Genomic DNA, 16,856 nt, shown 5'->3' on the forward strand with positions numbered 1-16,856 from the left:
CCTGATCTGTGCAAAGCTCGAGCATGAGCGAAGAATCCACAGAAACGCCCCAACGCCCCATCGGTTCCGGTTTTGGGCATGGCTCAACTGCCATGGAAGTGGTCCAAGGCCTTGACCTGACGGGTAAGACCGCAATAGTCACCGGCGGGTACTCGGGGCTTGGACTGGAGACTGTGAGGGCTTTGGCCTCGGCCGGGGCGACGGTTACCGTTCCGGCGCGCAGGCTCGAACACGCACAGAAGGTGCTGGCAGAGGCAGGTTTGGCGGACGCCGTGGAAGCGGATGCCCTGGACCTCGCCGATCAGGCGAGCGTCAAGGCCTTCTCAGCGCGCTACCTTGACCGGCACGACACCCTGGACATCCTGATCAACAATGCGGCGATCATGGCAAGCCCGGAGCACCGCGTTGGGCCTGGCTGGGAGGCACAGTTCGCCACGAACCACTTGGGGCATTACACGCTGGTCAACCTTCTGTGGCCTGCACTGGTCGCCTCCGGGAACGCGAGGGTTGTGTCCCTTTCCTCCACCGGCCACAAGCTCTCACCCATCCGCTTTGACGACATCAATTTCACGTCAGGCTATGACAAATGGCGCGCCTACGGGCAGGCCAAAACCGCGAATTCTCTCTTCGCTGTGGAGCTGGACCGCTTGGGCAGGGACTCGGGCGTCCGTGCTTTCGCAGTCCACCCAGGCGGAATCATGACCGAACTCCAACGCCACCTGCCTCAAGAAGAAATGGTGGCTGCGGGATGGATGGATGCGGAAGGGAACCTTCGGGAGGGGTTCAAGACGCCGGAGCAAGGGGCCGCTACCTCTGTCTGGGTGGCCACGTCGCCCGCTTTGACCGGCATGGGTGGTGTCTACTGCGAGGACTGCGACATTGCCGAACGTACGGACAAGGATTCGCCCCTGGCAAGGTACAGGGGAGTCGACGCGCACGCGATTGACAGGGCAGATGCCCGGAAGCTGTGGGAACTATCCGCTGAGCTGACGGGTGTGAACGCTTTCGGCTGACGGGATCTCGTTAGTCGGATCTCGTTTCCCGGATGCGCTAAGAAAGCATCTGTGGAGCCCCTGGCCGCTTCAGGCTGGGGGCTGGGACGTCAGGCGCTTTCGGAGCGGAGTTGCTCGTGGTCCACGGGGCATTCTGCAGCAGCGGGAGCCTGGGGCTGCTCCACCTGGATGCCGTACAGGGCTTCCAGGGCGGCCACGTAGTCATCTTGCTGTCCGTTGGCTGCAAGTTCGCGGGCGCGCACGGTTGGAATGTGCAGGAGCTGCTTGACCATCCGGCGGAGCGCAAACTCCACCTCTTCGGCAGCGGCGGTGCAACCGTGGCGGGCACGGACTTTTTCCATCTCCGCGTCCAGTACATTCATGGTGTGGCGCCGCAGGGCAACGATCGCGGAGTCGACGGAGCGGGATTCGCGTTCCGCTTCGAATGCGGATGCAGCGCCATTGACGATCTCGCTGGCATGGGACAGGGATTCTGCCTGTTCCTGAGGTGCAGCGAGACGTACGGACTCAAGCGTGAGGAGTTCGACGCCGTCGAGCTCGCCCACTGCGGGGTCGAAGTCGTGGGTGAGTGCGAGATCGATCGCGATGAGTGGTTTACCCGAATTTGCCCTGACCCGGGCAAGATCCTCAGCTTCAACGCGCGTGTCCGAACCGCTGCATCCGATCATGACGTCGGCTGCGGCAACCGCCGCCGGAAGGCTATCGGCGTCGAGCGCTGTGCCACCGCGGGTAGCGACGAAACCCTCGGCGCGCCCCGAGGAAGAGTAGACGGAAATGTCGGTGCAGCCGCGTTCGCGGAGCAGGGACATGGTGGCACCGGCATAGGCGCCCGTTCCGAAGACAACTACCTTCTTGGCAGACCAATCGTCACTGTCAGAGAGGTCCGTTGCCAGATCCAAGGCTACAGAGACGATGGAAAGGCCGCGGGAGCCGAGGGCCGTCTGGGCGCCAACGTCTTTTGCGGTCTTGGATGCAGCCTGGAAGAGGCGGACGAGCCCGGAACTCGCAGTGCCCTCCTGCTGCGCGGTGATCAGGGCACGGCGGACCTGGCCGGCGATTTCGCGTTCGCCCACCACTGCTGAGTCCAACCCGGCGCTTACAGCGAAGAGGTGACGGGTGACGTCAGGTCCCGTGTGCGTGCTGAAGGAGCGGGACACGAGTTGTTCGTTGAGGCCGCTCAATTCGCTGATCTGGGAGACAAGGGCCGATCGGGCGGCTTCGAGGCCTGCTCCGTTGGCTGTTTCGCCGTAGATCTCATAGCGATTGCAGGTTGCCAGGACCACGGCGCCGGAGACCAGCGGGGATCCGGAGAGGGCCGAAGAGGCAAGCTCAGAGGAACCGTTGCTCAGCTGAGCAACGGTTTCGAGGTCGATGTCGGCGTGTGTAGCCACCAATGAGAAAAGAACCACAGCACCCCAATCATAGCTTTTTCGCAGGCCGGTAGAACAATGCGGCGCAGTGGGAATTCACACGCGGTTCCGTGATCCCCGCCACGCCACCGGTTGGAGGGGTGGGACGTGACAGCCTGTCGTTATCTTTTGGCCGGGATTTTCGGCACAATCAAAGGCATGACTTCTAGCGCGGCAGCATCCAATAGTACGGCCACCAACGCCCCTGCAGGCGAACCTGCCGGCAAACTTGGCGCGGATCACCCGTTGATGGACGGCCGTACGTCGGACTCCCCGCTCATCACCGCCTACCGGGGCGGCAAGCCGTCACGCAGGCCGGTATGGTTCATGCGCCAGGCCGGCAGGTCCTTGCCGGAATACCTGAAGGTCCGCGAGGGCGTTGCCATGCTGGACTCCTGCCTGCGTCCCGAACTGGCCGCGGAGATTACCCTGCAGCCGGTTCGCCGCCATGATGTGGATGCCGCCATCTTCTTCTCCGACATCGTTATCCCGCTGAAGCTCGCAGGCGTTGGCGTGGACATCGTTCCGGGCGTGGGTCCGGTCCTGGACAAGCCGGTCCGGACGGCCGCCGATGTGGCTGCCCTTCCCAAGCTGACGTGGGAAGCACTTGAGCCCATCCGCGAAGCCGTTCGCCTGACGGTGGCGGAACTTGGCAAGACTCCCCTCATCGGATTCGCCGGCGCGCCGTTCACGCTCGCCGCCTACATGGTGGAAGGGAAACCTTCACGGGACCACCTTGGCCCCCGGACCATGATGCACGCGGACCCCGAAACCTGGGCAGCCCTCGCCAACTGGGCAGCGGATGCTTCCGGCATGTTCCTTCAGGCGCAGCTTGAGGCCGGGGCGTCGGCCGGACAGCTCTTTGATTCCTGGGCGGGGTCGCTGGGCCTGGCTGATTACGCCAAGTACGTGGCTCCTGCATCAGCCCGGGCGCTGGATCACGTGCGGGGGCTGGGTGCTCCGCTGGTGCACTTCGGTACCGGCACGTCCGAGCTCCTTGTCGCCATGCGCGACGTCGGCGTGGACGTTGTGGGGGTGGACTACAGGCTGCCACTGGATGAGGCCAACCGGCGCCTGGGTGGCACGGTTCCGCTCCAGGGCAACATCGACCCCGCCCTCCTCCCCGCCCCGTGGGAGGTCCTGGAGGCGCATGTCCGCGAAGTCATCGCGGCGGGCTCGCACGCTCCAGGCCATGTCGTGAACCTGGGCCACGGCGTGCCCCCGGAGACGGACCCGGCTGTCCTGACGCGGGTTGTGGAGCTCATCCACTCGATCCCGGCAGAGTAGGACGCATGCGCGGGGGCCACGTCCACGGCAAGGCGAAGGAAGCAGCCACAACGCAACTGTCGCCCATACATACCGCTGTTGTGGTCGGTGGCGGCATTTCCGGCCTTCTGGCCGCGAGGGAACTGGCAATGGCGGGAACTTCGGTGACCATCCTTGAGGCGACCGAGGCCTGGGGTGGTTGCGTCGGAAGCCATGAGGTGGCCGGACTGTCATTGGACAGCGGTGCAGAGTCATTTGCCACACGGTCCTCAGCTGTGGCTGATCTGGCCCGCGAGCTCGGGATGGAAGCCCGGATTGTTTCCCCGCATCCGGGCGGGGCCTGGGTGCAGCTGCCGGATGGACCGCAAGAGCTGCCCAAGACGGGAATTCTTGGTATTCCGGCCAATCCTTGGGACCCCGAGGTCAGGCGTTCGCTTGGCCTCGCCGGCGCCCTGCGTGCATCCCTGGACCGCTGGCTGCCCGCTTCGTTTGGCACAACATCCGAGGTCACCAGCGTGTCTGCACTGGTCCGCGCCCGCATGGGGAAGAAGGTCCTGGAGCGGCTGGTTGCTCCGGTGGTGGGTGGTGTTCACTCCGCCGATCCCGGCCTCTTGGACGTCGATATGGTGGCTCCCGGCCTCCGCGCCGGCCTGAAGAAGCACGGGTCCTTGGCTGCGGCTGTTGCTGCCCAGCGCAAAGCAGCCCCCGGCCCAGGTTCTGGATCCGCTAAAGCAGGTTCCGCCGTCGCGGGTCTGAAGGGCGGCATGAACACACTGGTCACCGCGCTGGTTAACGACCTTCGCCGCCGGGGCGTGGACATGGTGAGTGGAAAGAGCGCTGACACCGTTTCGAAAACCGGCAATGGTTGGCGGGTCAGCGCCGGTGAAAGCACGTACGACGCCGGCCGGCTGGTAGTAGCGCTGGATGGTCCCGCAGCCGTGGGGCTCCTGGAAAGGGCTGTACCGGAACTGTCCGGCCTGCGCCCTGCTCCCGGACCATTGGTGAGCTTGGTGACGATGGTTGTTGACCTTCCCGAGCTGGACGGACGGCCCCGTGGCACTGGAATCCTCGTGGCCCCCCAGACCCCGGGTATCCGGGCGAAGGCCCTGACGCATGCCACTGCCAAATGGGACTGGCTGGCCGAGGAGGCCGGGCCGGGCACGCACGTCCTGCGCCTTTCCTATGGGCGCCGTGAGGATGCCGATGGGGGAGTGCTGGATGTTGTCATGGAAGATGAGGAGTTGCTGGCCGCGGCGCTTGATGATGCTTCCGCGTTGTTGACGGTGGCCGTGACGCGCGCGGACATTGTCGATTGGGATGTGGTGCGCTGGGCAGGCGCCTTGCCGTTTGCCGCCGTCGGTCATAAACAGCGCGTAGAGCAGGTCCGGCAGGTGTGTGCCGCAGCAGATGGCCTAACGGTCGTTGGTGGCTGGTTGGCAGGTAATGGCCTTGCTGCCGTGGTGGCGGATACCCGCTCGCAGCTCGCCCAAGCCATCGGCGATATTCGCCCAATTTCGTGATTTGTGTCACTTCTACGCCTTGTAGAAGTGATCCGTTTCGACTTAGTGGCTGGCACGGGGCAAACTTGAACCATGAGCCACACTTCTGCCGAATCTGTCACTAAAACTGCTGGAACCGAAGAGCAGTTCTTTACGCTCTGGACCGTCTTCAAGCGCTCGGCCGACGTCCTGCGCAGCGGCGATGCTGCCCAGGAATTTGAAGCCCTTGAAGGGAAGCTCGCCGAAGAAGGCGTGACCCTGCGGGGCAGTTACGACGTTTCCGCCATGCGCTCGGATGCCGACATCATGGTGTGGCTCCACGGATCCAAGCCGGAAGACCTTCAGTCAGCCGTCCGTTCCATTCGCCGCAGCAAGCTCTTTGCCGGCACCGAAATCGTCTGGTCCGCCATGGGCGTCCACAGGGAAGCCGAGTTTGCCAAGAGCCACGTCCCGGCCTACGCGCGGGGCGTCGAGCCCAGCACCTGGCTGTGCGTCTATCCGTTCGTCCGCTCCTACGAGTGGTACCTGCTCCCCGCGGAAGAACGCGGAAAAATGCTGCGTGACCATGGAATGCTGGGTCGGGAGTTCCCGCAGGTCATCTCCAATACCGTTTCCTCGTTCGCGCTGGGTGACTGGGAGTGGATCCTTGGCCTGGAGGCACCTGAACTCGTTGACCTCGTTGACCTCATGCGCCACCTGCGCGCAACCGACGCCCGCAACCATGTCCGCGAAGAAATCCCGTTCTACACAGGCCGCCGCGTGACTGCTGCCGAGATTGCAGAGGTCCTGGCATGAGTGGCCTTGCCGTATCCACAACCCCCAACGAGGTCACCGAGCGTGCTCGCCAGGAAGCAAAGCAGTACGACGCAGTGCTCCTTGCCTCCTTTGGTGGTCCTGAAGGCCAGGAAGATGTCATTCCCTTCCTCCGCAACGTCACCCGTGGCCGTGGCATCCCGGATGAACGCCTTGAAGAGGTCTCACACCACTACCGCGCGTTTGGGGGCATCAGCCCCATCAACCAGCAGAACCGGGAACTGAAGGCCGCGATCGAGGCCGAGTTGGCCAAACGCGGCATTGAGCTTCCGGTCCTGTGGGGCAACCGGAACTGGGACCCGTACATCGCTCCGGTCCTGCAGGACGCCTACGACGCCGGCCACCGCCGGATCCTGATGCTCACCACCAGCATCTACTCCTGCTACTCCAGTTGCCGCCAGTACCGTGAAGACATTGGCATCGCGCTGACCGAAACAGGGCTGGACGGCAAGCTCGAGGTGGACAAGATCCGCCAGTACTTCGACCACCCCGGCGTTGTGCAACCTTTCCTTGAAGGTACCGCTGCCGGCCTCGAAGAAATCCGCGGCAAGCTGATTGCCGCGGGCGAATCCGACCCCGATTCAAAAATCCGAGTCCTGTTTGCCACCCACTCCATCCCCACGCGCGACGCCGAAGCAGCCGGCAGGTCCGAGGACGAGCCGCGCGAGTTCGCAGAAGGATCTACCTATGCGGCACAGCACCTGGCAAACGCCCAGGCCATCATGGATGCCGTTGCCCCGAACGTGGCCTGGGACCTTGTGTACCAATCCCGCTCCGGCGCGCCGCACATTCCTTGGCTGGAACCGGACATCAACGATCACCTCGAAGAAATCGCCCCCGAAGGCGTACGCGGCATCGTGATCGTTCCCCTTGGCTTCGTCAGCGACCATATGGAGGTTGCCTGGGACCTGGACACCGAAGCCCTTCAGACCTGCAGGAACCTGGAGATGGAAGCAACCCGCGTCCCCACCCCGGGAACGCACGCTGCCTTCGTTTCCGGGCTGGTTGACCTGATTTGTGAACGCACGGTGGATAACAACATCGCCGATCGTCCCCACGTTACGGACCTTGGTCCCTGGTACGACGTCTGCCGCCCCAATTGTTGCGAAAACTTCCGGGGAGCAAAGCCGGTTATTGCCGAGGTCGGCTCCACTGTCGGCGTCGGACATGAGGCTTACACCTCCTCGGAGGTCGGCAAATGAGAATCCGCATTGGCACCCGGGCCAGCAAGCTCGCGCTGACCCAGACCCAGCAGACGGCCGATCAGCTGGCAGCTGTTGGTGGTTTCCCGGTGGAGCAGGTGCATATCAAGACCGAGGGCGATGTCAGGACCGGTTCGCTGTCACAGATGGGCGGCACGGGTGTCTTCGTGGCGGCCCTGCGCGATGCCTTGCTTGCTGAGACCTGCGATGTCGCTGTTCATTCTTTGAAGGACCTGCCCACGGGGGCTGCAGTTGGATTGAGCATCGCCGCCACCCCCAAACGCGTGGATGTCAGGGATGTCTTGTGTGCCCGGGCTGGCCTTACCCTTGCCGAATTGCCCGGTGGCGCCAAGGTAGGTACGGGTTCACCCCGACGTGCTGCACAGCTAAGGGCGGCGCGGCCTGACATCGAGGTGCTGGATATCCGTGGAAACGTGGACACGCGCCTGGGACGCGTGCCTGGGCTTCCCGGCAACGTCACCGACGAAGTTGTTCCCGGCAAGTCCTGCGACCTGGACGCCGTAGTGCTCGCTGCGGCCGGGCTGGAACGGATGGACCGGCTGGATACCGTGAGCGAGTTCTTCGAGACAGATGTCATGTTGCCCGCCCCCGGTCAGGGTGCGCTGGCCATCGAATGCCGCACGGCGGACGCCCCGCAGGTGGAAGGCTCCAATGGTGTTCTCGCCCAGGCTCTCGCTGCATTGAACGACGACGACACCCGGCTTGCCGTGACAGCTGAACGTGCCGTCCTGGCCCGGCTCGAAGCTGGCTGTGCCGCTCCGGTTGGCGCATACGCCTTCAGGAAGGGCAGCATGCTGCACCTTGAAGCCGTTGTCTGCGCCGTTGACGGCACCAAGACTGTGCGCGAGAAGAAAGCCACCGATGGCCTGACCGAAGTAGGGGCGACGTTGCTCGGCATTGAAGTTGCGGAGCTTCTGCTCGCTGCTGGTGCCGCGGAGATCGCGGATCTTGCAGCGTCCTGATGTGACTCAAGCATCGGCTTTGGCAGGTCGGCGGGTCCTGATTACCAGGAGCGCCGACCGTGCCCGGCCACTTGCTTCGCTCCTGCACACGCTCGGAGCGGAGCCGTTGGTGCTTCCCCTCATCGATTTCGAGCGGGCGGAGGACCAGGCTTCCCTCGACGCTGCCCTGGACCAGCTCTCCGCTGGATTTTTTGACTGGATGGTGATCAGCAGCATCACCACCGTGCGTGTCCTGCTCGAAAAGGCTGCCGAGCGTGGCACGCTTCCGGCAAACCTCGTGCCGTCGCGGACGCGCGTGGCCACGATCGGTCCGTCTTCACGGCGGATCCTGGAAGCTATCGGCCTGACCGTCTCACTGGCACCCACTGACCTTCAATCTGCCGAAGGCCTCGTCGCCCTATGGGAGCCGGCTCCTGAACGCGTTCTTCTCCCGCAAGCCGATATCGCAGGCCCCGGCCTGCGTGACGGATTGGCCGCCAAGGGCGCAGACGTAACGGCCGTGACTGCCTATCACACGGTGGACTACCCGGCCCGGACGGGACTGCGCCTCGAAGCCGAACTGCCCGCAGCCGTCGTTCATTCCGGCAGTTCTGCCTCCGGCAGTGCTGGTTCCCGTACCGGACAGCCGCAGGAGATGACTCCCTTGGAAGCTCGCGCTGCCATTGACGCCGGGATGCTGGACGCCGTCGTGGCCGCTTCCCCGAGTGCCGCCCGGCGGATTGCGGAGACCCTTCTGCCCTTGGGCAGGTGCCGATTCATAGCCATTGGGCGTCCGACGGCGGCAGAGGCCACCCACCTCGGAATCACCGTCGGAGCCACCGCCAAAGAACCTACCCCGGACGGCATCGCGGCCGCCTTGGAAACAGTATTCGCCAACGAAGGGAACCCCAGATGAGCTTTCCGAACCACCGTCCCCGCCGCTTGCGCACAACCCCGGCGATGCGCAGGCTCACGGCAGAAACACGTCTGGCCCCCGCAGACCTCATACTTCCGGCCTTCATCCGTGAGGGCCTCAGCGAGCCCAGTCCCATCAGTTCGATGCCCGGCGTCGTCCAGCACACCAGCGATACCCTTAAGCGCGCAGCCGCGGAAGCCGTGGAACTTGGGGTGGGCGGCATCATGCTGTTCGGCGTACCGGAGGTTCGGGACGCACGGGGCACCGCATCCTTGGACCCGGAAGGTGTCCTGAACAAGGCCATCCGGGACGTCAAGGCCGAAGTAGGCGATGACCTCGTGATCATGGGCGATGTCTGTCTGGACGAATTCACTGACCACGGACACTGCGGCGTTCTGGATGCCGAAGGATATGTGGACAACGATGCCACCTTGGAGATCTACGGCCAGATGGCCGTTGCCCAGGCGGAGGCGGGCGCCCATGTGTTGGGACCTTCGGGCATGATGGACGGACAAATCGCCGTCATCCGCCAGGCATTGGAGGATTCCGGCCACAAGAACACCGTTGTCCTGGCCTATGCCGCGAAGTACGCCTCAGCTTTCTACGGTCCGTTCCGTGAAGCGGTGGACTCCCAGCTGAAGGGTGATCGCCGAACCTACCAAATGGACGCAGCCAACCGTCGCGAAGCCATTCTCGAAGTGGAACTGGACCTTGAAGAAGGCGCCGACATGGTCATGGTCAAGCCAGCCATGAGTTACCTCGACATCCTCGCGGATATTGCGGCAATGAGCCCGGTGCCCGTCTCGGCCTATCAAATCTCGGGGGAGTACGCCATGATCGAAGCGGCCGCTGCCAACGGCTGGATCGATCGGCGGGGCGCCATCACGGAGTCGGTGCTCGGCATCAAGAGGGCCGGAGCCGATACCGTCCTGACCTACTGGGCCTCCGAACTGGCAGGCTGGCTGAAGGAGTCCTGATGACCGCAGTGCCTTCCGAACCGGGATTTCCGTCTGCATCCAAGGCTGACTCCGACCCCACCGCACCGGTGGGCGCTGCAGAAATCCTGCTCGGCCTGAACACCTTCGGGGACGCGGGCCTCGATGCCGACGGTAATCCCCAGGAGCACGCCCAGGTCCTGCGGGAGTTGCTTGAGGAAGCAAAGCTGGCTGACGCCCTGGGCATTCATGCTTTTGGCGTGGGAGAGCATCACCGCCGCGATTTTGCTGTATCGGCTCCCGAGGTCTTCCTCGCGGCAGCTGCCGCAGTGACATCCCGGATCCGGCTCGGATCGGCAGTGACGGTGCTCAGTTCGGACGATCCGATCCGGGTCTTCCAACGTTTTGCCACTGTTGACGCGATCTCCAACGGCAGGGCAGAGGTCATGTTGGGCAGGGGCTCGTTTATTGAGTCCTTCCCGTTGTTCGGACTGGACCTTGCAGACTACGACGTCCTGTTCGAAGAAAAGCTTGAACTGTTTGACAAAGTACGTGCCCAGAAGCCGGTTCATTGGGAAGGGCGGACCCGCCCCAACGTGAACGGACTCCAGATTTACCCGCGTTTGCAGCACCATTTGCTGCCGGCATGGATAGGTGTGGGTGGGACGCCTGAATCTGTGTTGCGGTGCGCGGAATATGGCTATCCCATCATCTTCGCGATCATCGGGGGAGAGCCCCGCCGTTTCGCTCCGCTCGTAAATCTTTACCGTGACGCGATGGCCAAATACGGTCACCCCATGCGACAAATCGCAACCCACTCGCCCGGGTTCATTGCAGACACTGACCAGGATGCCCGGGAAGAACTCTTTCCGCATTGGCTGGAGCAACGCAACAGAATAGGCGCCGAGCGCGGCTGGGGTCCGGGAAACCGGGGGGAATTCGACGCAATGTGCGGCCCGGAGGGCGCACTCTATGTGGGTTCTCCTGAGACTGTGGCCCAAAAAATCGTCCTGCTCAAGCGCAACCTCGGCGTGGACCGCTTCGACCTCAAATACAGCAACGGCACCCTGCCGCACGGATCCATGATGCGCTGCATCGAGTTGTACGGCACCGAAGTGGCCCCAAGGGTCGCTGAGCTGCTGGCGAACGCCTCTTAGCTGCGCTCCTGAATCACCGAAAGACGCTTCTGAATGACTGAAAGAATAGGAACCATGACTTCAAACACCCCTGTGTCCGACCAACTTTTCGATCGAGCCCGGTCCCTCATGCCCGGCGGAGTGAACTCGCCCGTGCGTGCCTTCGGATCCGTTGGCGGCACTCCGAAATTCATGGTTTCGGCCAAGGGCGCCTACCTCACAGACGCTGATGGCAAGGAATACGTGGATCTCGTCTGCTCGTGGGGCCCGGCTCTGTTAGGCCACGCCCACCCCGCCGTGCTCGAGGCCGTGCACGCTGCTGTGGACCGAGGCCTGTCCTTCGGAGCGTCCACCCCGGATGAGGCCAACCTTGCCGAGATCGTGAAGGAGCGCGTGTCCGCCGTCGAACGCCTGCGCATGGTGTCCACGGGCACCGAGGCCACGATGACGGCGGTTCGCCTCGCCCGTGGTTTTACCGGCCGCAACCTGATCATCAAGTTTGCCGGCTGCTACCACGGCCACCTGGACGGCCTGCTGGCAGCCGCAGGTTCGGGCCTCGCGACGTTGGCCCTCCCCGGTTCGGCCGGCGTCACGGCAGCCACCGCCGCTGAGACACTTGTTTTGCCTTACAACGACCTCGGAGCTGTCGAAGCTGCCTTCGCCAAGCACGGCAACAACATCGCGGCCGTGATCACCGAAGCTGCCCCGGCAAACATGGGTGTCGTCACCCCGGGCGAGGGCTTCAACGCTGGCCTGTCCCGCATCACCACGGAACACGGGGCGCTCCTCATCCTGGACGAAGTCCTCACCGGTTTCCGCACCGGTTACGCAGGCTACTGGGGACTCACGGGCCGTCAGGAAGGATGGGCGCCGGACCTGCTGACCTTCGGCAAGGTCATTGGCGGCGGAATGCCGACGGCGGCCCTCGGTGGACGTGCCGACATCATGGATTACCTTGCACCCATCGGTCCGGTGTACCAGGCAGGCACGCTGTCAGGAAACCCTGTGGCCATGGCTGCCGGTGTCGCAACGCTTACCCATGCCACGCCCGACGTTTACGCTTATGTGGACGCCCGTTCGCTGGAGCTGTCCGCTGCTCTTTCCTCGGCGCTTGATGCCGAAGGCGTGGACCACTCCATCCAGCGTGCAGGCAACCTGTTCTCGGTTGCATTCGGTACCTCGGCCCGCGGTGTGCACAACTACGACGACGCCCAAGGCCAGCAAGCTTACCGTTACGCACCGTTCTTCCACTCGATGCTGGACTCCGGCGTCTACTTGCCGCCATCAGTCTTCGAGGCCTGGTTCCTGTCCGCAGCGCATGACGACGCTGCAATGAACAGGATCGTTGACGCACTCCCGGCTGCTGCGAAGGCTGCAGCCGCCGCGATCGCCTAAGTCCGCGGTCGCCTGGGTCAAGGACAATGCGGTGCCCCGGCCGGCTGGTCGAAGCAGGCTGGCTGTTCGAAGCAGGCTGGGGCACTGCGACTTCCCGGGGTAGGCTCGTAAGGGAAACCCAACCCCAACGAATTCACGGTTTACCATGCGCAAGATCCAGTCAATTGCATCCCTTGGTGTGAGGGCCGCGGCGGCCGGAATCCTCGTCACAACGGTGCCTGGTTGCTCAAGTGGGAATGAAACCGCCAGCCCCACAACTGCACCGGTTACGCCGTCTGCAGCTACCCCTTCGCCGACGAGCACCCCTGTTCCGGGCAAGTCCACTTCCGGGACTTCAAGCGAACCCCAGGACTCCCGGGCACCTTCGGCAGCACCTACCCGTGAAGCGCTGTCCACGGCACAACAACAGCTTGCCAGGCTAAGCCTCGAGCAACGTGTCGGGCAACTCTTCATGGTTGCCGCGAAGGCGACGGGTGCGGAGCCGGGCACCATGGAAGCACTCACCAAATACCATGCAGGCAACGTCTACTTGAGTGGTCGCAGCAAGGCCGGGACTGCTGCCACAGCTGCCGTCGTGGCCTCCCTGACCGGGACAGTTTCCGCCGAAACTACCGGTGGGCTGCCTCTCTTCGTGGCCACCGACCAGGAAGGTGGATACGTCCAAGTCCTGGCTGGTCCGGGTTTCTCCGCCATTCCTGCCGCGTTGGTGCAAGCCGGAGCTGGTCCCGCGAAGCTGCGGGCAGACGCCACCGTTTGGGGGAAGGAACTCCGTAGCGCTGGCGTCAACGTCAATCTGGCTCCGGTCCTTGACACTGTGACGAGCCCTGAATTCGCGACGTCCAATGCACCCATCGGACAATTCCAACGCGAGTATGGATTTGTGCCGGGGCAAGTGTCCAACCTCGGAAACGCTTTTGCCCAAGGCATGAAGGACGCGGGGGTTGCACCGGTCGTAAAGCACTTCCCAGGCCTTGGCAGGGTAGTTCCCAACACCGATGTCAGCCAGAACGTCAGGGACACTGAAACTACGCGGAATGATCCCGCCCTGGAGCCATTTCGCGCAGCCATGACGAACGGCGTGCAATGGGTCATGGTGTCCAATGCCTACTACGACCAAATCGACCCCGCCAACATTGCGCCGTTCTCGCCCGTGGTGATGGGGCAGATGCTTCGCGGTGACGCTGGCTTCAAAGGCATTATCCTCTCGGATGACGTCTGTAGTGCAGCACAGTTGAAGCCGTGGACCACCGCGGACCGCGCCGTCAACTTCTTCGCAGCGGGCGGCACGATGCTGGTTTGCGCGGACCCGGGAAGCATCCCCGCTATGTATGACGCCGTACTCCAGAAAGCACAGTCAGAGCCGGATTTCCGCAATAAGGTAGATGCTGCGGTGTTGACTGTGTTGTCGGTGAAACTCGGGAAGTAATACTGGAAACAAGTCAAGGGGGCGGAGACTGGCCGGTGCCTCACCGCGGTTGCGCTTAATGCAGGAAACCCCGCCTCCATGACTTTTCACCACTAGGGCGACCGTCTGGAGGCGGGGTCTGCTGTTTGGCTGCCTTACGGGGACTAGAGGACGTCCGAGAGGAAGCCTTGGAGCCGCTCTGTCCGGGGGCTGTTGAACAGCTGCTCCGGCGGACCGGATTCCACAACTACGCCAGCGTCCATGAACGTCACCACGTCTGAGACGTTGCGGGAGAAGCCCATTTCATGGGTAACCACCACCATGGTCATGCCTCCCTGTGCGAGATCGGTCATCAGGGCAAGTACGCCCTTGACGAGTTCCGGGTCCAGCGCGGAAGTGGCCTCATCGAAGAACATAACCTCGGGCTTCATGGCAAGCGCGCGGGCAATGGCTACGCGCTGTTGCTGGCCACCCGAAAGGTTGGCAGGGCGGGCATCTGCCCTGTGCTTGAGGCCGACCAGGTCCAGTTGGGCCAAGGCCTCCTCACGCGCCTGTTCCTTGGACAGTCCACGGATCTTCCGCAGCGCCAGGGAGATGTTCTCGGCCACAGTCTTGTGGGGGAAGAGATTGAACTGCTGGAACACCATGCCGATGCGACGCCGGAGTTCGTCGGGATTGTCCTTGAGGACGGAACGGCCGTCCAACAGGATGTCGCCCTGGTCCGGTTCGATGAGTCGGTTCATCACGCGGAGCAGCGTTGACTTGCCGGAACCCGAGGGGCCGATGACCGAAGCCGTGGTGCCCTTCTCAACGTGCAGGTCGATTCCCCGCAGGACATGGTTGGTGCCGAACGACAAATGGATGTTCTTTGCCGTCAACGTGCCCGATGTAAATTCACTCATGCGTGGGCTCCCTTCCCGACGACCGCCGCGGCATCGTCCGGTTCTTTCTTTTCAGGCTTGCCTGAACGGAAGCGGGCATCAATCCAGTTCACGAAGTGCGTGAGCGGAATAGTGAGTACCAGATAGAAGATGGCCGCAGCCACATAAGGCGAGAGGTTGCCGCTGGTCGCAGCCGCGTCCTTGCCGATCTGGAAGATCTCGCGCTCCGTGGCCAGCAGGCCCAGGAGGAAGACGAGGGAGGATTCCTTGATCAGGGCAATGAATTGGTTGACCAAGGCAGGAAGCACCCGGCGGATGCCCTGGGGAACCACTACCAAGCGCATGGAAGCGCCGTAGCCGAACCCCAAGGCGCGGGACGCTTCGAGCTGTCCCTTGTCCACGCTCTGGATACCAGAGCGGAAGATCTCGCCGATGTACGCCCCCGACATCAACGACAGTGCTGCGATGGCCATCGGGTAGGGGCTCGTGGAACCGGTCAGTTCACGGATGATGGGGCCAAAGCCGAATCCGATGACCAGAATGGTCAGTACCGGCGGAAGCCCGCGGAGGACGTCCGTATAGATGCGTGCAATCCACCGGGCCGCGGCGTTCCGGGAAATCCCCATCAAGGCCAGGGCCATGCCCAGCAGGGTCCCGATGATGCCCGAAACGACAGCGAGCACCAGTGTGTTCGGCAGCCCGACGGCGAACATCTTGGGAACGACTTCGCCCATCGCCTCCCAGTCAAGGAAGGTGTCAGCCAGTTGCTTGAGGATATCCATGGAACGCCCGGGTTACTTGGCCGGGATCTGGACGGCCTTGCTGCCCGGCTTCCAGCCCTGCGGAGTCTGCTCGGCCGCGGTGGGACGGTCGGTGTACCACTGCGAGGTGAGCTTGGTCCACGTACCGTCAGCAATAACGGCGTCCAGGCCGGCGTTCAGTGCATCGAGGAGGGGCTGGTTGTCCTTGTTCACGGCGTAAGCCGTGAAGTTCTGCGTGTTGACAACCTTTTCGGCGATCTTGGTACCGTCGCCGTCCTTGACCTGGCCGGAAGCCTGCTGGGAGGGAGCCACCCAAGCGTCGATCTGACCGTTCTTCACATTGCCATAAACGGTGTTGTAGTCAGGGAAACGCACGGGCTCGAGCTTGAGCGTGTTCGTGACATAGTCATCCTGAACGGTGCCTTGGACGACGCCGATCCGGACGCCTTCCTTGAGGTCGGCGAAGCCGGTGACCTTGGCGTCGCTCTTGGTCACGACGGCCATGTAGCCAAAGTCGTAGCCGTTGGTGAAGCCGACTGTCTTGCGACGGGCATCCGTGGTGGAGATCGAGGAGGATCCGACGTCGAACTGCTTGTTTGCTACCTGCGAGAGCAGGGCGGAGAAGTCAGTGGACGCAAACTCCACCTTCAGGCCAAGCTTGTCGCCGATGGCGCGAAGGAGTTCGTTGTCATAACCGGTGAACTTGCCCGAAGGATCGATGAAGATGTTCGGCGGTGCGTCGGACAGGGTGCCTACACGCAGGGTGCCATCGGTGACGAGGCCCAACTTGGACTTGTCGATCTTGTCCAGCGCCGTGACGTCCGCGGTGGTGTACTTGTCCAGCGTCTGCTGGTCGCTGCCGGCGAGGGCATCGGTGGGCGAGCCGCTGGGCTGGGAGGTTCCTCCGCCGCATGCTGCCAAGGAGATCACCAGGGCCGCTGCTACGGGAGCAGCAGACAGCCACTTGAGGGCTTTGAATTTCATGAAGAAATCACTTTCGTCGGGTCACAGAGACGTTCGCGGTGGGCGGGGAACGGGGCAGCAAGTATGGGGATGGCTGCCCTAGCAGACTTCAACCCGCCAAACTTAATTATGTCACCAGCCCACTGAAGCGCGGTGAATCGAACAAGTGATTGCTCTGGCTCGTATTTTCCGAAGAAAGTTCCTGCTTTGAAGTCTGAGCTCCCGAACTATTCCGGCGATGGGCAAAGTGATGGAATCCCTGCGCACAACGCTCGTGCTGGAGGAGCTTCGGAATTCTTG

15 protein-coding genes are annotated in these 16,856 nt (G+C 63.0%); 11 read left to right on the forward strand and 4 right to left on the reverse strand.

The window, feature by feature from the left end; genetic code table 11:
- Positions 1-23 precede the first annotated feature (23 nt).
- Positions 24-1,013 carry an SDR family NAD(P)-dependent oxidoreductase gene (locus ABIE18_RS08760; protein WP_499722318.1) on the forward strand — a complete coding sequence of 330 codons (990 nt, stop codon included), beginning with the start codon at positions 24-26 and terminating at the stop codon, positions 1,011-1,013.
- Positions 1,014-1,102: 89 nt separating this feature from the next.
- Here the strand turns inward: ABIE18_RS08760 and ABIE18_RS08765 are convergent, their stop codons facing one another.
- Positions 1,103-2,422: a glutamyl-tRNA reductase gene (locus tag ABIE18_RS08765; protein ID WP_477514969.1), complete on the reverse strand. Its 1,320-nt coding sequence runs from the start codon at positions 2,420-2,422 to the stop codon at positions 1,103-1,105.
- A 159-nt stretch (positions 2,423-2,581) separates the two neighbouring features.
- On the opposite strand from ABIE18_RS08765, the gene hemE reads away from it, so the two are divergent.
- The 10 genes from hemE (at position 2,582) to ABIE18_RS08815 (ending at position 13,972) form a co-directional block, all read left to right on the forward strand.
- Entirely contained in the window at positions 2,582-3,709 is a 1,128-nt protein-coding gene (gene hemE / locus ABIE18_RS08770) for a uroporphyrinogen decarboxylase (protein ID WP_499722319.1), read from the forward strand.
- 5 nt (positions 3,710-3,714) lie between these two features.
- Positions 3,715-5,208, forward strand: a complete 1,494-nt coding sequence (gene hemG / locus ABIE18_RS08775; RefSeq protein ID WP_499722321.1) for a protoporphyrinogen oxidase — start codon at positions 3,715-3,717, stop codon at positions 5,206-5,208.
- 72 nt (positions 5,209-5,280) lie between these two features.
- Positions 5,281-5,982: a hydrogen peroxide-dependent heme synthase gene (gene hemQ, locus ABIE18_RS08780; RefSeq protein WP_216924089.1), complete on the forward strand. Its 702-nt coding sequence runs from the start codon at positions 5,281-5,283 to the stop codon at positions 5,980-5,982.
- Positions 5,979-7,202, forward strand: coding sequence for a ferrochelatase (locus tag ABIE18_RS08785; RefSeq protein WP_499722323.1), 1,224 nt, complete (start codon positions 5,979-5,981; stop codon positions 7,200-7,202). The genes hemQ and ABIE18_RS08785 overlap by 4 nt, the downstream gene beginning before the upstream one ends.
- On the forward strand, positions 7,199-8,185 hold the full coding sequence (gene hemC / locus ABIE18_RS08790) for a hydroxymethylbilane synthase (protein WP_499722325.1): 987 nt from the start codon (positions 7,199-7,201) through the stop codon (positions 8,183-8,185). The genes ABIE18_RS08785 and hemC overlap by 4 nt, the downstream gene beginning before the upstream one ends.
- 1 nt (position 8,186) lies before the next feature.
- A complete protein-coding gene (locus tag ABIE18_RS08795) occupies positions 8,187-9,080 on the forward strand; it encodes a uroporphyrinogen-III synthase (RefSeq protein ID WP_499722326.1) in 894 nt (297 codons plus the stop codon).
- Positions 9,077-10,057, forward strand: a complete 981-nt coding sequence (gene hemB / locus ABIE18_RS08800; protein ID WP_499722328.1) for a porphobilinogen synthase — start codon at positions 9,077-9,079, stop codon at positions 10,055-10,057. The genes ABIE18_RS08795 and hemB overlap by 4 nt, the downstream gene beginning before the upstream one ends.
- Positions 10,057-11,172, forward strand: a complete 1,116-nt coding sequence (locus tag ABIE18_RS08805) for an LLM class flavin-dependent oxidoreductase (RefSeq protein WP_499722329.1) — start codon at positions 10,057-10,059, stop codon at positions 11,170-11,172. Before hemB ends, ABIE18_RS08805 begins: the two co-directional genes overlap by 1 nt.
- Positions 11,173-11,226: 54 nt before the next feature.
- Positions 11,227-12,546: a glutamate-1-semialdehyde 2,1-aminomutase gene (hemL, locus tag ABIE18_RS08810; protein ID WP_499722330.1), complete on the forward strand. Its 1,320-nt coding sequence runs from the start codon at positions 11,227-11,229 to the stop codon at positions 12,544-12,546.
- A gap of 145 nt (positions 12,547-12,691) precedes the next feature.
- Positions 12,692-13,972, forward strand: coding sequence for a glycoside hydrolase family 3 N-terminal domain-containing protein (locus tag ABIE18_RS08815; protein ID WP_499722331.1), 1,281 nt, complete (start codon positions 12,692-12,694; stop codon positions 13,970-13,972).
- Positions 13,973-14,115: 143 nt separating this feature from the next.
- Here the strand turns inward: ABIE18_RS08815 and ABIE18_RS08820 are convergent, their stop codons facing one another.
- Genes ABIE18_RS08820 through ABIE18_RS08830 form a run of 3 tightly spaced genes read right to left on the reverse strand, consistent with a single transcriptional unit; the run spans position 14,116 to position 16,577 of the window.
- The gene (locus tag ABIE18_RS08820) at positions 14,116-14,853 is read right to left on the reverse strand and encodes an amino acid ABC transporter ATP-binding protein (RefSeq protein ID WP_431115782.1); all 738 of its coding nucleotides are present in this window, start codon (positions 14,851-14,853) and stop codon (positions 14,116-14,118) included.
- A complete protein-coding gene (locus tag ABIE18_RS08825) occupies positions 14,850-15,614 on the reverse strand; it encodes an amino acid ABC transporter permease (RefSeq protein ID WP_499722333.1) in 765 nt (254 codons plus the stop codon). Before ABIE18_RS08825 ends, ABIE18_RS08820 begins: the two co-directional genes overlap by 4 nt.
- A gap of 12 nt (positions 15,615-15,626) precedes the next feature.
- Entirely contained in the window at positions 15,627-16,577 is a 951-nt protein-coding gene (locus tag ABIE18_RS08830; protein WP_431115780.1) for an ABC transporter substrate-binding protein, read from the reverse strand.
- Positions 16,578-16,856 lie beyond the last annotated feature (279 nt).

It is taken from the genome of Arthrobacter sp. 2762 (assembly GCF_040548745.1).
Taxonomy (GTDB): domain Bacteria; phylum Actinomycetota; class Actinomycetes; order Actinomycetales; family Micrococcaceae; genus Arthrobacter.

Bases quoted from the DNA above. Each gene is read 5' to 3' on its own strand.
- ABIE18_RS08785 (WP_499722323.1), top strand. From the start codon at position 5,979: ATGAGTGGCCTTGCCGTATCCACAACCCCCAACGAGGTCACCGAGCGT.
- ABIE18_RS08820 (WP_431115782.1), bottom strand. From the start codon at position 14,853: ATGAGTGAATTTACATCGGGCACGTTGACGGCAAAGAACATCCATTTG.
- hemE (WP_499722319.1), top strand. From the start codon at position 2,582: ATGACTTCTAGCGCGGCAGCATCCAATAGTACGGCCACCAACGCCCCT.
- hemQ (WP_216924089.1), top strand. From the start codon at position 5,281: ATGAGCCACACTTCTGCCGAATCTGTCACTAAAACTGCTGGAACCGAA.
- ABIE18_RS08760 (WP_499722318.1), top strand. From the start codon at position 24: ATGAGCGAAGAATCCACAGAAACGCCCCAACGCCCCATCGGTTCCGGT.
- ABIE18_RS08830 (WP_431115780.1), bottom strand. From the start codon at position 16,577: ATGAAATTCAAAGCCCTCAAGTGGCTGTCTGCTGCTCCCGTAGCAGCG.
- ABIE18_RS08815 (WP_499722331.1), top strand. From the start codon at position 12,692: ATGCGCAAGATCCAGTCAATTGCATCCCTTGGTGTGAGGGCCGCGGCG.
- hemB (WP_499722328.1), top strand. From the start codon at position 9,077: ATGAGCTTTCCGAACCACCGTCCCCGCCGCTTGCGCACAACCCCGGCG.
- ABIE18_RS08825 (WP_499722333.1), bottom strand. From the start codon at position 15,614: ATGGATATCCTCAAGCAACTGGCTGACACCTTCCTTGACTGGGAGGCG.
- hemG (WP_499722321.1), top strand. From the start codon at position 3,715: ATGCGCGGGGGCCACGTCCACGGCAAGGCGAAGGAAGCAGCCACAACG.
- hemL (WP_499722330.1), top strand. From the start codon at position 11,227: ATGACTTCAAACACCCCTGTGTCCGACCAACTTTTCGATCGAGCCCGG.
- ABIE18_RS08805 (WP_499722329.1), top strand. From the start codon at position 10,057: ATGACCGCAGTGCCTTCCGAACCGGGATTTCCGTCTGCATCCAAGGCT.
- hemC (WP_499722325.1), top strand. From the start codon at position 7,199: ATGAGAATCCGCATTGGCACCCGGGCCAGCAAGCTCGCGCTGACCCAG.